Below are 14,326 nucleotides of genomic sequence, written 5' to 3' on the forward strand. Positions count from 1 at the left end.
CTTGGCGCGCTGCAAGCTTTTGGGTATCGGCGGCCGCAGGGCAAAGAAAGCCGGTTTGGATCTATGCCGTCAGGCGTTGGAATTGGCAAAGGAGAGCTGCGAAAAAGAGGATTACGGCTATGAAGCCGAAATGAATCTTTTGCGGCGTACCATTGCGGAAAACGAATCATAAAGGACGAAAAAAGGGACGCTTCGGCGCAATGTCATTAAGTTAATCTAAAAACCCAGCCGTTGAGGGGTGGAAAGATGCTTTCCTCTTCTTAACGGCTGGGGGCTTTTTGGGCTTTTGCATTTAATTAGTGTCTGCTGATTAAGCCGCAAACACTTAATTTTACTGACTTTTGCCCCATTTTCTGGTATAATGATTGCAAGGATTTTGACGAAAACAAATCGTTTTTCTTGCAGTTTTTTACAGATTTTGAGCATATAGGAGCTAAAACAATGTACAAACCGATCGACAAGCTACAGCATTCCTTCCTTGATTTCAACCAGCCTTTGGGTCTCCACATGAATCCAGATAACCGCTGGATCAAACTGGCTGACCGTATCCCATGGGATACGTTTGAAGCCAAATACGCTGAACTTTTCCCAAGTGATACCGGTAATGTAGCCAAGCCTCTTCGCATGGCGTTAGGAGCTCTGATCATCCAGACCAAGTTCCAGTATTCTGACCGTGAACTCGTGGAGCAGATCGCTGAGAATCCGTATCTGCAATACTTTATCGGACTTCCCGGCTTTCGGGAAGAAGCTCCGTTTGATGCAAGTACACTGGTTCTTTTTCGTAAACGCATTTCCGCAGAAATGCTGATGGAAGTAAACGAGTATCTTCTTGCGCATAAGGATGATGACAAAGATGACCATACTCCGCCATCCGGAGGAAAAACCAATGATGATGGTACTGCAAAAGAAGATACACACAAAGGAACGCTGACCCTTGATGCAACCTGTGCGCCTGCAAACATACGTTATCCGCAGGATATCTCACTGTTGAATGAAGCAAGAGAAAAACTGGAGACCATGATTTACCGTTTTTGTAAATGCTATGGTCTTAAGCTGCCAAGAAGATACCGTAAATGTGCCAGAAAAGAGTATCTTGCATTTGCTAAGAGCAGGAAGCTCTGTTCCGGGAAGCAAATGAGGATACGTGCAGAAAGAAGAATCCGTATGAGAAAGAGCATGACCTGGCACGGGAAGAATTCACAGAAAAGTACGGTATGTTCGGTGAGATGCTGAAAACGGAAGAGGAAATTGCGAGGGAAAAACGGAAGCATACGCACCGTCTGTATACGATGAGCGATGTGCCGGAATATGTGGAGATCTCTGAAAAGTGGCTGGCGGCTGAGAATGAATTGCGTGAGTACCGGGACCGGTGCCTGAAGCAGGGAATGGAGCTTATGATGAAATATTTCCGGAACCTGTGGGATTGATAGGCATGGATGGGCAAAAACAAAGCGGCAGGGAGTCGAAGGATGATTCCCTGCCGCTTCTGTCGTTTGCCTTCTGCTTTTTCCGGTTGTATGCCCTGCCGTTTGGCATGGTCCGCGTTGCCGGGTTCAGGATGCCCCAGGTGGAGCGCTGTAAGGAATGGTATGCTTTTTGTGCTTTCTTACTCTGTTTGCTGATCGGGACAAATGATTTTTTCATGGTCTCCTCCTTTGTGATAGCTGTATGTAAGGAAAAGGCTACGGAACTTCCATTCCGCAGCCGGTGGTGCCTGAAACCGTACCCCGGCACCGGTGTGATCGCTCACGGGTTTTCTACAGGGGATGATTAAGCTCTATAATTTGTCTGATTATTTTACCATGAACCGAAAGATACAACGGATAAAAAATAACAAAACAATCCATGCCACTGAACGTTAACAATCCCATTTGCATTTTTAAAGACCCTGTACGAAAAAATCCTTTAGAGCTCCACTTCAAACAGGAACGTCTGATTGTACTGGTCAAGGGCAATCTGCATTTCCATGATCTTACCGGAGATACGTTCATAATCCCGTTTTACCAGCTCTGGGTCATAGTTGGTGTAGCGGTATTCAGGAACGGCATTTCTGGAGCTGAATGAGTGGGAAGATTCCCTCATTTTCGGCAGGCATTTCCGCATGGTGTCCAGAGTTGTTTTCCGGTAATTAAGCTGTGCCATTTTGACCAGGATGCTGTCCACGCTCATTTCCGTATCACCGACCGGGATCTTTGCGGTGGCGTTGGCCAGGTTCAGTGCGTGCCTGATGATGACGGTTTTCCGGTCAATTTCATTTAATGTATCGGAAACGGCGGAGTAGTCATACTCCGGGATGACTGGTTCCTCGCCGACGGCAGCAACGTAAGTGCGGGATGCCTCTTCCTTGTTTGTCCAGTAAGATTTTTCATCTGCCAGGCTTTTGAGCAGTTTATTGGCATAAGCCGAAGTCATTTTCATGATGTGTTCGCCTCCTCATCAATTCCTTATGACACGATTATAAGACAGGAGAGGAAAGCTGTCATTGAACCACTGGTTTAAGCCGGCCCATAAACGAGGAATATCCCCGTCAATGACGAGGATATTTTCAATGCTGGTATGTAATAATCTGCTGAGAATGATAAAGTTGTCCAGGCTCGGCAGGGATTTTCCCGCAATCCACTTGTAGATTGCTTGCGGGTTTTCAAAGCCGAACGCACCCTGGATCTCTCGGATCGTATAGTTCTGCTCTGAAAGCAGCTGCTTGATCCGCTTCCCGGTTTCCACGGGCTGGATTGACAAATACATCGGTTCCATTTACATCCCTCCATGATTCTGTACCATCCCGAAACACTGTTTTTATTCTATCACGGATGATGCGGAATGAACAGCGGAATTTATCCGGGCGATGGCTTATTTGGAAAAATGTCCGTACCGTCTGTCATCGCAATTGCAGTAAGGTCCTTCACAATGACCGTCATGAGTAAAAGAATGAGCACAGACGGAATTGCTGTGCTCATTGAGTGATTTAAAATTTGATTTATTCTACCGTTACCGATTTCGCCAGATTTCTCGGCTGGTCTACATCCAGATTCTTTCCGAGAGAAGCATAATAGGCAATCAGCTGCAGCACGACAGCGATCGGGAATACAGTGAAGCGGTCGTCTACATCCGGAATGCGGATTCGGATATCAGCCAGATTGTCATCCACTACAGAGCCTTCTTTTGTCAGCAGAATTACAAAGGCTCCGCGGGCTTTGACCTCACGGATGTTGGAAATGGTCTTGGAGAACACATGTTCCTGAGTTGCAATGGCAATGACCGGTACCTGATCAGAAATCAGGGCAATGGTGCCGTGCTTTAATTCCCCGGCAGCATAAGCCTCCGCATGAATGTAGGAAATCTCTTTCAGTTTCAGGGCACCTTCTAAGGAAAAGGCATAGTCCAGGCCACGGCCGATAAAGAACGCATCCGGACTCTGAATGATATGAGAAACTACACCCTTGATCATCTGTTCCTGCGCGATCATGGTCTCCATTGCCGGGATCACATCTAGCAGGTCGGAGAGGAATTCCATAGCCTGTTTTTCTGTAAACTTGCCGCGAACCAGTGCCATGCGGCAGCTGATCATATAAAGGGCAGCGAGCTGTACGGAGTAAGCCTTGGTGCTGGCTACCGCGATTTCCGGACCCGCATGGGTGTAAAGCACATAATCACTTTCTCTTGCGATCGTAGAGCCTTTTACATTCACAATGGCCAGAGTTTTAGAGCCGTACTCATGAGCCAGACGTAGCGCAGCCAATGTATCAATGGTCTCACCAGACTGGGAGATGATCAGCACCAGGGTATGCTCGTCAATCAACGGCTGCTCATAGCGGAACTCAGAAGCAATGGTCACAGTAACCGGAATCCGCAGGATCGGCTCCATAAGCGCCCGAGCTACCATACCGGTATGCATGGCAGTACCACAGGCCACAATGTGGATCTGATTGCAGTCTTTGAAGATCTCATCCGGGATTTTATCATCGGAGAAATCCGGAAGTCCCTTGCTGATACGCGGGAGGATGGTATTTTTCATAGCCTCCGGCTGCTCGTGGATCTCCTTCATCATAAAATGCGGATAACCGTTCTTCATAGCCGCGTCCATATTCCAGTTGACGGTCATAATTTCCGGGTATACCTTGGAGAAGTTCTCATCCATGTTGTATACATGCACCTTGTAAGGAGTCAGGCGCACGATCTTGTCTTCCGGTACAACAAAATACTGATTGCTGTAGGGAATCAGCGCAGTTAAATCAGAAGCGATGATGGCACCTGCATGGGTGTAGGAGGCCACCAGCGGACTCACTCTGCGGATCGCATATACAGAGCCCGGCTGGTCATCGAAGAGGATGCAGAAGCCGTAAGAACCCACTATCAGCTCCTGAAGCTTCTGAATGGCCTTTAACGGGTCTCCGTCATACAGGGCATCCAGGACTCTTGCAGCCACCTCACTGTCGGTCTGGGAGATGAGGCTGCCCTCCAGATGAAACTGCTCGGTCAGCTCATGATAGTTCTCAATGATGCCGTTGTGGATCAGGGTAACTTTTCCGGCACGATGCGGATGAGCATTGGTATCGGTAACGCCGCCGTGGGTGGCCCAGCGGGTATGGCCAATGCCGCTGTGGGCAGTTCCGTGAACGTTTGCCTCGCAGTATTCTCTTAAGTTTTTTACTTTTCCGACCTTTTTCGCGATACAGATACTGGTGTCCTCCATACACAGACCGATGCCGGCACTGTCATAGCCACGGTACTCCAGACCGCTGAGGCCGTCTAAGAGGATCTTGCTTGCGTCTAAAGGTCCTGAATATCCAATAATTCCACACATATTATAAAAATTCCTTTCTGTCTTTCCTGTTGTCATGGTTCCTGTGATACGCTTCTTCATTTATACCGGCCGCATGATGTTCCGCCAAAAATGCGTACAAAAAGAAGACCCTCCGGTTATCCTGCGTTTGTTTTGCGGTTGCCCGCATATTTCACAGAATATACACGCCCGGAGAAGCATGGGAGAGTACCCGCCGAATTTTCGATGATCTCTCCACCTCGTTAACCTGAAAAACCAGCTTTTCAGCTTTCACGTACAGTTCTCAGGTGCATGGCGCTATAGCTTTGCTATTGTACATTTCGTTCCTCCTGAAAAACGAAATCGCGTTAATTATAGACCAGAATCGTTTTTTCGTCAATGAAATGCAGTTTCTTCATGAAATATTAAAGTTTCCGCTCTGTATTTCCCAAAACTTCTGTGTTAAAATACAAAGTTGTATTGCTACATCAAAACCAAAGAAGAACGAGACAACGAGTATGAAACCACATTTCAATTCTGAACAGATCATGAAGCTTATCGCAGATTCCATGGTCCGTTACAAAAATAAATGGGCAGCTGCAGGAATGGTTCTGGTTCTTGGAGCCGGAAGCATTGGTGTTTCTTTTCTGTATCACCCTGCTGTAAAGGCAGCTGTTCCGGATGAGAAAATTGAAACAGAGGAGACCATGGCAGCTTCAACCGCGGCAGCCTCAACAGAAGCGGAAACACAGAGTGCCTGGATTCCCACCCTGGAAGAGCTGAACCTGGTCCACTATTTTCCAGAGGGCGGAGATGAAACGGATATCACAAAGAGTCTGGCTGGTCACGTGTTTCATGAACTGATGACCAGGGATGCCAACTGGTCCAGTGCGCTTTACAGCTATTCCGATGTAACGCCAGCAGATATGGCGGCAAAGCTTGGCATTTCCAGGGAACGCATTCTTGGAAAGTATAATCCGGAAGACAAAAGCCATCAGAAGGAAAATCCCTCCACATGGACGATTGGAAGTTTTCGCAACGTGCGGATTCAGGCGGTAGATGGGGACGGTCATGCTGTCTCCCCATATTCCAATGTACCGCAGATCATGTCGATGGCGAATGTCTATACCTATTATCATAATCCGCAGGACAGTGATGCGTTCCTTTCTTACGCAAAAGCATTGTGGGAAGCATCTCATTCCTATACCATGTCAATCAGTGACGTCTATTACTGTTCTGGCTGCATCGGAAAGAACGCGGAGGAACTGGAACAGAAGGCTCTGCTGGAAGAAGCAGAGGCAGAAAAAGAGAATCCGAACATGGAACGTCCTTATGAGGAGATATCATCCGAAGAGAACGGTCAAACAGGAGAATCCGCTTCTGACAGCCAGGCGCAGGACAGCGTGATCACAGCCGGGCTGACCACAGCAGAAAAGAAAGCAAAAGAGGCAAGCCGTGCGGAAAGTATTGCTGCCGAAACCGAGCTTGCTGAGACTGTACCGGAATCTACCAGCGGCGTGATCACGGCTCCATCGAAACAGAAAGCAGCTTCGCCGTCCAATGCAGAACAGACTGAATCTGTCCTTTCCTCTGTTGATAAGAGTTGGACAGATTCAGAAGCTTCCAAACCGGAAACCTCTGAATCCGAAGGTTCTGCCGAAACTGCTTCGAAACAGGAAGAGAGCAGTGCGGCAGAAATTTCTGCGGTGGAGGAATCTTCTGCGGTGGAGGAATCAAAAAGCAGCGGGTTAAGCTGTCCGGGCCATGTAGACCTGACAGTCACCATGAAGATTGGAGGCCTGACAGAGGGTGCCGGTTTGTTTGCTCTTGACGCAGCCGGAAATGATGAAAGTAAATATACAGAAGGAGGCTGGCAGGGCTGGACGGAAGAAAACCGTGCGGCAGCCATTGCCCTGGCTTCCGAAGACTGGTATCAGAAATATGGGCTCAGCGTGTCTTCCATTTCAACCGGAACTCCGCTGACGGCAGAAGAAATTGCGGAATATCTGGATGGTCTTCCATCCGATATCTCAGAAACCAGAAAGGAACTTTTACGTTTTGCCCTAAATTCTGTCGGCAAAGTACCTTATTACTGGGGTGGCAAACCGGCTGCCCAAAATTATGAAGGGAACCATTTCGGTACTCTGGTATCGCCGGATGAGGACGGACGCACCTTAAAGGGTCTGGACTGCTCTGGCTGGATCAGCTGGGTGTACTGGTCTGTTACAGGCAATCATCTTCCTTATGAAGGAACCAGCGGTCTGGCGGCTCTCGGCAGGCGCATCAGCCGGGAAAATCTGCAGCCTGGAGATATTTTAATCCGTACCGGTGCAGATGCCCATGTGGTCATGTTCCTGGGCTGGACAGACGATGGACGGATCCGGTGTGTCCATGAGACCAGTGGTTCTATCAATAATGTTACAGTCGGAACACGTAATGCCGGATGGCCTTATTACCGCCGTCTGATCGATTAAATATTACCGGCCGGAAATTCCGGTCAGAGAGGAGTATGGTTTGAATTATAGAGAGGAGCCATTTGAGGGAGACGAGCTGGACCGCATGCGTGCAAGACAGCAGCGAAAAAAACAGGGCGCACCGTCCCGCAGAAGCAGCCGGCGCGATACTCCGGATTCAGTGCCGGAATGCCGCAGTTACAGCCGTACACCGGATGCGCCAGACGCGGATTTTGATGATCTGAGTCCGAACCAGATCGAAGAACTGGATCTGGATGATTACGATACTTATGAAAACGCGCTGGAGCAGGAGTTAAACCGCACCATCGCCCAGAGTGAAAAAGAGCAGGAATATTCCAGAGGGAGGAACCGTCAGAGCGATATGAGACAGAATCGTGCCGATTACGCTTATGAAAGACCTCGCAGAAAACGCCGGAAGAAAAAACATTTTGGGAAAATACTGATCCTGGTGGTATGCTTGTTCGCAGGTTTGTTTCTGTACCGTCATTTCCGGGATAACGGCTACTGGACCATTGCGGTGTTCGGTGTGGATTCCCGTGACGGCAATCTGGAAAAAGGCGCCCTTTCCGATGTGGAGATGATCGCCAGCATTAATAAGAAGACCGGTGAAATCCGTCTGGTATCGGTTTTCCGCGACAGCTATCTGCGGATTTCTGATCAGGAAGATGATTATGATAAGATCAATGAGGCATATTTCAAGGGTGGTCATGAACAGGCAGTTCAGGCGCTGGAGCGCAACTTAAATCTGAAAATTGATGATTATACCACATTCAACTGGAAGGCTGTTGTGGATGCCATCAACGTGCTCGGCGGCGTGGACATTGAAATCAGTGATAAGGAATTTGCCTACATCAATTCCTTTATCACGGAAACCGTAAATTCCACCGGAGTCGGTTCCTATCAGCTGGATCACAGCGGCATGAACCACCTGGATGGTGTCCAGGCCGTTGCTTATGCAAGACTGCGTCTGATGGATACTGACTTTAACCGGACAGAGCGCCAGCGCAAGGTACTGGGACAGGCCATGGAAAAAGCGAAATCTTCTGATTTTAAGACCCTACGTACGCTGGTTGGAGCCGTTTACCCGGAGATTTCTACCAGCATTGGCGTAGACGATATCCTCACGATGGCAAAGGGTGCAAGAAAGTATTATATCGGACAGACCTCCGGTTTCCCGTTCTCTCATCAGGAGATGAAGATCGGTAAAAAATCCTGCGTGATTCCGACCACTCTGGAAAGCAATGTGATACAGCTTCATACCTTCTTATATGACCAGGAATCCTATGATGCCCCGTCTTCTGTAAGAGAGATCAGCAATTACATTGCGCAGAAGACAGGCCTTGGTGAACCTGGCAAAGATACCGAGTCTGGTAAGAATGTAGGAGCGGAAGGCAATAACGGAGGTGGACAGACCGAAGGAAAGTCTGAGCAGCCTGCTGCCGCCCCGGCCCAGACAGAACCGGCTGCAGAGGAGAGCAGTGAAGCCGTGGAAGAGTCTTCGGAATCCGCAGATGAGACGATTGAAAGCTCTGAAGCAGAGGAAACGGAAGAAACCGAAACTTCTTCCGGCGTCATCAGCGCGCCGCAGGATCGTCCGGGTTCATCTGAGACAACCGCTTCCGACCACATCAGTGCCGGACCGGGATCTTCTACAAATGGACCAGGTACATCCAGTGCTCCAACCGCGGCAGAAACGAATGCCGCTTTAGAAGCACCTGGCCAAAATTCCGGAAATGGAGCAGAGGAAGTCGGACCGGGAGTCTAAAAATTTAAATAAAAATGCGAGAGGCTGCCACAGTTTTGCCGTGGTTTTTCTCTCGCATTTTTGTTATTCTTTGTTATAGTATAAATTGGTATAGCTTCCTTTACTTCGTCGATAAGTGCCTTCTTCTCGCTGATAAGATCAGAGAGTTCTTTTGTGTTGGAATCCAGGACTTCGCGGTAAGAGGCAAGCTCAGTGTGGATCTGTGCCCGCTCCTCACGTCCTTCTGCTTTTTCCGGGTTTTTTACTGCCGCGAAAGAGCAGAAAGGAAGTGCCAGGCACATTCCAAAGGCAATCAGGCCGGTTTTTATATTTTTTCTCATCATAATCATCGTCTCCTTTTCTCTCTATTGTTTTTTTGTCCTTTGGATCTTTTCTGATCCTGAAACCATCATACGATAAAGGCCTGCATCATTTCGAGAGAAGACTTGCAGAAGAAAACCACACGATTTCAGAATTGGTGTTCGGCCCGCTGATTCTTTATCCAGAACGTAGATCTGCTGTACTGAATAATACTCCTCTGTCCTTAACTCCTACGGAATTTGATTTTCTTACCTATCTTGTGGAACATCAGGACCGGGCAGTAAGCCGAGATGAACTGCTGAAAAATCTCTGGCAGTATAACTGGCAGGCAGATACCCGGGCCGCAGACGATCTGGTAAAACGCCTGCGCAGAAAACTGCGGGAATGCAAAAGCAGCGTGCGGATCGAAACTGTGTGGGGCTTTGGATTTCGACTGGAAAAGGAGTCCGTATCATGATAAGAAAAAGGAGAAAAAACATTCTCTGGCATATCCTGCTGCCCATTGTGTTGATTCTGGTTCTGATCCCGCCTGCATGCAGTCTGGTATTCTGGCATTTTGCTGACCAGTTTGCCCATTATGCTGCGGCCAGTGAACTGGGCAAGATTCAAGAGCCATTAACTGCGCTGATCGGTAAAACATTTTCTGCGGAGCCTGAGGAAATCGGTGCGGAGGATCGCAGAGAGCAGATTCGTGGCTTTCTGCTTCGGGCGCAGACGATTATAGAGGAAAGCGGTGCAAACGCAGAAATAATTGTATATGAATCACAGGGCAAAGCCGTCTACCCCAAACATGAAGAAAAGAGGGAGCAGATACAGTCTCTGATTGAAGAATGCCAGAAAATCCGGAGTACGGAACTTTCATCCGGCACGTTGTCCGGCATCTCTGTAAAATCGGAAACCGGAACATACCTTACCGATTTCTATGAAATTCCCGGACATCTTCCGCAGATCAGCTGTGTGGCTGTAACCTGTTCCGTATCCCGTCTGACTTTATGGCTGAAGCCGGCAGTCCACTGGATTTTTCTGTTAAGCAGTATTCTGGTCTGCCTGTGCCTTCTTCTGATCTGGCATATGGTAAAGGGAATTACGGTGCCTCTGGAGCAGCTTTGCCTTCGGGCTAAAGAAATCGGGCAGGGTGATTTCACAAAAACGAATGTATCCTATGATCTTTATGAACTGGAAAATCTCCGTACGGAAATGAACCACATGGCGGAGCAGCTCAAACGGTCACAGGAAATTCAAAAAGACTTTTTCCAGAATGTATCCCATGAATTGAGAAACCCACTGATGTCCATTAGCGGTTACGCACAGGGCATTGAACATGGAATTTTCAAAGAGCCGGAAACGGCTGCCCACACGATTCTGGAAGAGAGCGGAAGGCTTACCGAGCTGGTAACCAGCCTGCTGACCCTTTCCCGTATTGAAAGTAGGGACAATGGAACAGATATCAGCCTTCAACCAGTTCCGTTAGATGAAGTTCTGGAGGACTGTCTGGACCGCGTCAGCAGTCTGGCCGTGAAAAAGGGAATCCAGGTCCAGATTGCTCCTTACGAGGAAGAGGAAGCCGTTCTTGGAGATGGCGAATTGATCTGCAAAGTGCTGGAAAACTTTCTGACGAACGCCCTGCGATACGCAATATCAGAAGTGACCATCCGGATCCGGCCTGAAAAAAAACTGACTGCAATTTCTGTGGAAGATGACGGAAATGGAATTGCATCCAAAGATCTGCCGCATCTGTTTGAGCGCTGCTACAAAGGAAATGGCGGCAATTTTGGAATCAGTCTTGCGATTGCCACTTCTGCTGCTGAACGCATGAAGGGATCTGTAAAAGGAGAAAACCGTACAGAAGGCGGTGCTGTGTTTACGCTTACCCTGCAGAGATCGTCATAATATACAGAAATCCGCTTATAGGCCGGCAATCTTTGTATAATGAGACAAAATTCAAAAAAATGGCAAAAAACTATTATACAAAATGAAATTTTCCGCTATAATAGCACCTCGGTAACAACAATACATCATACAGTTTTTTGAGAACACAGTGAGATGCACACCGGATATCTGTAGTATGCAGATGCCCGATATCTGAATTCAGAATGCAGTGGAGTCGCAACGAGTTTGACGGCTTTACTGCATTTTTTTGCGAAATACTCCCACAACTTTCGCCCCTACTGCTGTGTTCCAGGATAGTCAAGGAGGAAATTACTTATGCCAAAATCTTTAAAACAGGAAATTATTTACGGAATCATGATGGTTTTTGCCATGGTTTATGCTATGGTCTGCTACAATGTCACACTGAATGTCGGTGGTATGCAGAACTTTGTATTTGCAGCAGCGCTTCATGAGCTTCCAATCATGTGCCCGCTTGCATTTATTTTTGACTTTTTCGTAGTCGGACCGATCGCGAAAAAGATTACCTTCCGCATTTTTAATCCGGGTGAAGATAAACCGCTGTTCATCATTTTGATGATTTCTGTGCTTACTATCTGGATGATGTGCCCATACATGAGCCTGATGGCTACCATCATCTTCAAGAATGGGCTTCAGCCGGAATTTTTAAGCATCTGGATTTCTACCACCATTAAGAACTTCCCGATGGCATTCTTCTGGCAGCTCTTCGCGGCAGGCCCGCTGGTTCGCTTTATCTTTGGAAAGATGTTTAAATAAAAGAACTTTCATGATAAAATAATGAAAAAAGAAAAGGACAACTGTACATGCGGACCAAGGACGAATTCAACGAACAGAGACAGCGACAACAGCTCTTAAATGCAGCCTGGAAGTTGTTTTACAAGAAAGGTTATCAGAATACCACCATGGAGGATATCCTGAAAGAGGCTCATTGCTCAAAGGGCAGGTTTTATTATTATTTTCATGCCAAGGCAGAACTCCTGGATTCCATGTATGAACTGTTTGATGAAAAATACGAGGAGTTTTACCAGAGCATTGATAAGACCCTGGGAAGCTTTGAGCAGCTGCTTGCCTTAAACCAGTTCATGTTCGAGTTTATGAGCCGGCAGATTGGAAGGGAGCTGCTTACCAGTCTCTATATCAGCCAGCTTTCCGGAACCACCGGCATCCGGTTCTGGGGAGAGCAGCGTTCTTTCGTGAAGATCATTCTGGAAATCGTGAAATATGGGCAGGAGAGGGGCGAGATCCGGACTGATCTTGACTGTCATTCGCTTGCCGCTGACATTGTCGCGGAGGAGCGCAGCCAGCTGATCTCCTGGTGCCTGGCAGGCGGGACTTATGATCTTGCGTCAGTGAGTATTCCGAAGCTGGAACGATCCTACATTGGATATTCGTCTCAATACGAATCTTCTCAATATGAAGTTAGAAAAGAATAACAAAAGGAAAATCTTCAATTTTTCATTCATTTTAGCTATAGTGACTTTATTTTAGAAGGTGCAGACTGGAACTGTTGCGCCTTCTTTCTTTTTTGTTTATAATGAGACCATGGTCTAAAAAAGAAAATGAACAGGAGGTACTTTTATGCAGGAAACGGCACAAAAGAAAAAGAACGGAAAAGTTCTGGATTTTATTGAACGGGTAGGAAATCAGCTTCCGCATCCGTACATCTTATTTTTATGGTTATGTCTGATCCTGGCGCTGATCAGCCTGGCATGCAGCATGACCGGAATCAGTGTTGTAAATCCGACCAATGGAGAAACGGTTCTGGCGAAGAGCCTCATCAGCAAAGATGGCCTTGTCTGGCTGTTAGAAAATCTGCTTTCTAACTTCCAGGGATTCTCACCCCTTGGCCTTGTACTGGCCATGCAGATTGCCATCGGCTTTTCCGAAAAGGTTGGTCTTCTGACAACGGCAATGCGCCGTGCCATCCTGGGTGTTCCCCTGTGGGCCCTGACTGCGACGGTATTATTCCTTGGCATCAACGGCAGTATCGCTTCTGAGGCATCCATCATCGTGGTTCCGGCTCTGGCTGCTGCAGCTTTTGAGTCTGTCGGAATGCATCCGGTTGCAGGACTGCTCGCCGGATATGCTGCAACCAATGCCGGATTTACCGCCTGTGTCATCGTAGCCGGTACCGATGTTCTGTTATCTGGTGTAACGGAATCCGCAGCCCAGATGATTGATCCGTCCATGACCGTCAATGCCACCTGCAACTGGTACTTCATGTTCGTATCCGTATTTACCCTGACTGTAGCAGGCGTGTTCGTAAACAAGAAATTTATCGTTCCGCGTCTCGGTACCTATGATCCGGTAGACGGAGAGGGCGTTGACGCCGTAGAGTCCACCTCTGAGATCACTCCGGTTCAGGCAAAGGCACTTCGCGCAGCCGGTATTTTCAGCATTCTCTACATCCTGTTATTTGCAATCCTGGTCATCCCGTCCGGCGGTATCCTGCGCGCGGAAGACGGTTCCATTTTAAACGGACCGTTTATTAAGGGACTGGTTCCGATCCTGATGATCTACTTCATTCTGGTTGGCGTTGTATACGGCGTGAAGGCTGGCACCATCAAGAACAGTTCTGACGTTCCGATGCTGATGGCCCAGGCTCTGGAAGGCATGACTGGCTACATTGTTCTGGTATTTGTCATCGCGCAGTTCATCAATATGTTCAGCTATACCAACCTCGGCATGATCATTGCCGTAAAGAGCGCCGATGCCCTGCAGGTAGCCGGCTTTACCGGTATCCCGTTAATGCTGTTCTTCATCCTGCTCTGCTGCGTGGTAAACCTGTTCATGACCAGTGGTTCTGGCAAATGGTACATTTTTGCTCCAATTCTGGTTCCGATGATGATGATGCTCGGCTACAGCCCGGCATTTGCGCAGATCATCTACCGTATCGGTGATTCCACCACCAATGCGATCACACCGATTTATCCATATATCCCGATCGCAATCGGAATGGCAAAGAAGTACGACAAGAAGTTCGGCATGGGAAGCCTGATCTCCATGATGCTTCCTTATTCCATCGCATTCCTTCTTGTCTGGGTTGTCCAGATGATCATCTGGGTACTCTTTAACCTTCCGCTTGGTCCAGGAGTCAGCGTATTCTTATAAGAAGGA

Annotated in this window: 15 protein-coding genes; 10 read left to right on the top strand and 5 right to left on the bottom strand. The window is 47.9% G+C overall.

Features of this window, described 5'->3' with window-relative positions; genetic code table 11:
* The first annotated feature begins 441 nt into the window (after positions 1–441).
* Positions 442–1,233, top strand: a complete 792-nt coding sequence (locus DWY84_RS08370) for a transposase (protein ID WP_243024798.1) — start codon at positions 442–444, stop codon at positions 1,231–1,233.
* On the top strand, positions 1,215–1,427 hold the full coding sequence (locus tag DWY84_RS08375) for a hypothetical protein (protein WP_118532291.1): 213 nt from the start codon (positions 1,215–1,217) through the stop codon (positions 1,425–1,427). Before DWY84_RS08370 ends, DWY84_RS08375 begins: the two co-directional genes overlap by 19 nt.
* On the opposite strand, the gene DWY84_RS17250 is transcribed toward DWY84_RS08375, so the two are convergent.
* The 3 genes from DWY84_RS17250 to DWY84_RS08390 all read right to left on the bottom strand — a co-directional run bounded on the left by DWY84_RS17250 (position 1,393) and on the right by DWY84_RS08390 (position 2,754).
* Positions 1,393–1,644, bottom strand: a complete 252-nt coding sequence (locus tag DWY84_RS17250; RefSeq protein ID WP_147354291.1) for a hypothetical protein — start codon at positions 1,642–1,644, stop codon at positions 1,393–1,395. The two genes, DWY84_RS08375 and DWY84_RS17250, sit on opposite strands and share 35 nt — an antisense overlap.
* 261 nt (positions 1,645–1,905) lie before the next feature.
* A complete protein-coding gene (locus DWY84_RS08385; protein ID WP_178716689.1) occupies positions 1,906–2,418 on the bottom strand; it encodes a hypothetical protein in 513 nt (170 codons plus the stop codon).
* Positions 2,419–2,436: 18 nt separating this feature from the next.
* The gene (locus tag DWY84_RS08390) at positions 2,437–2,754 is read right to left on the bottom strand and encodes a helix-turn-helix transcriptional regulator (protein WP_118532297.1); all 318 of its coding nucleotides are present in this window, start codon (positions 2,752–2,754) and stop codon (positions 2,437–2,439) included.
* Between the two features lie 66 nt (positions 2,755–2,820).
* Between DWY84_RS08390 and DWY84_RS17395 the strand changes: the two genes are divergently transcribed.
* A complete protein-coding gene (locus DWY84_RS17395; protein WP_177303597.1) occupies positions 2,821–2,964 on the top strand; it encodes a hypothetical protein in 144 nt (47 codons plus the stop codon).
* 13 nt (positions 2,965–2,977) lie between these two features.
* Here the strand turns inward: DWY84_RS17395 and glmS are convergent, their stop codons facing one another.
* Positions 2,978–4,804 (bottom strand): glutamine--fructose-6-phosphate transaminase (isomerizing), encoded by a 1,827-nt coding sequence (glmS, locus tag DWY84_RS08395; protein ID WP_118532458.1) that lies wholly within the window; start codon positions 4,802–4,804, stop codon positions 2,978–2,980.
* A gap of 476 nt (positions 4,805–5,280) precedes the next feature.
* Between glmS and DWY84_RS08400 the strand changes: the two genes are divergently transcribed.
* A complete protein-coding gene (locus DWY84_RS08400) occupies positions 5,281–7,236 on the top strand; it encodes an NlpC/P60 family protein (protein WP_178716691.1) in 1,956 nt (651 codons plus the stop codon).
* Positions 7,237–7,276: 40 nt separating this feature from the next.
* Positions 7,277–9,001 carry an LCP family protein gene (locus tag DWY84_RS08405; protein WP_243024799.1) on the top strand — a complete coding sequence of 575 codons (1,725 nt, stop codon included), beginning with the start codon at positions 7,277–7,279 and terminating at the stop codon, positions 8,999–9,001.
* On the opposite strand, the gene DWY84_RS08410 is transcribed toward DWY84_RS08405, so the two are convergent.
* Positions 8,998–9,324: a hypothetical protein gene (locus tag DWY84_RS08410; protein WP_118532301.1), complete on the bottom strand. Its 327-nt coding sequence runs from the start codon at positions 9,322–9,324 to the stop codon at positions 8,998–9,000. The genes DWY84_RS08405 and DWY84_RS08410 overlap by 4 nt on opposite strands.
* Before the next feature lie 134 nt (positions 9,325–9,458).
* On the opposite strand from DWY84_RS08410, the gene DWY84_RS17760 reads away from it, so the two are divergent.
* From DWY84_RS17760 to DWY84_RS08435, 5 genes are all read left to right on the top strand, one after another.
* Entirely contained in the window at positions 9,459–9,758 is a 300-nt protein-coding gene (locus DWY84_RS17760) for a winged helix-turn-helix domain-containing protein (protein WP_279220322.1), read from the top strand.
* Positions 9,755–11,191, top strand: coding sequence for a HAMP domain-containing sensor histidine kinase (locus tag DWY84_RS08420; RefSeq protein WP_178716695.1), 1,437 nt, complete (start codon positions 9,755–9,757; stop codon positions 11,189–11,191). Before DWY84_RS17760 ends, DWY84_RS08420 begins: the two co-directional genes overlap by 4 nt.
* 315 nt (positions 11,192–11,506) lie before the next feature.
* Positions 11,507–11,965: a DUF2798 domain-containing protein gene (locus tag DWY84_RS08425; RefSeq protein ID WP_118532307.1), complete on the top strand. Its 459-nt coding sequence runs from the start codon at positions 11,507–11,509 to the stop codon at positions 11,963–11,965.
* 47 nt (positions 11,966–12,012) lie between these two features.
* Positions 12,013–12,642 (top strand): TetR/AcrR family transcriptional regulator, encoded by a 630-nt coding sequence (locus DWY84_RS08430; protein WP_118532309.1) that lies wholly within the window; start codon positions 12,013–12,015, stop codon positions 12,640–12,642.
* A 145-nt stretch (positions 12,643–12,787) separates the two neighbouring features.
* Positions 12,788–14,320, top strand: coding sequence for an AbgT family transporter (locus tag DWY84_RS08435; protein ID WP_118532311.1), 1,533 nt, complete (start codon positions 12,788–12,790; stop codon positions 14,318–14,320).
* Positions 14,321–14,326 lie beyond the last annotated feature (6 nt).

The organism is Clostridium sp. AF27-2AA (assembly GCF_003478505.1).
Taxonomy (GTDB): domain Bacteria; phylum Bacillota; class Clostridia; order Lachnospirales; family Lachnospiraceae; genus Brotaphodocola.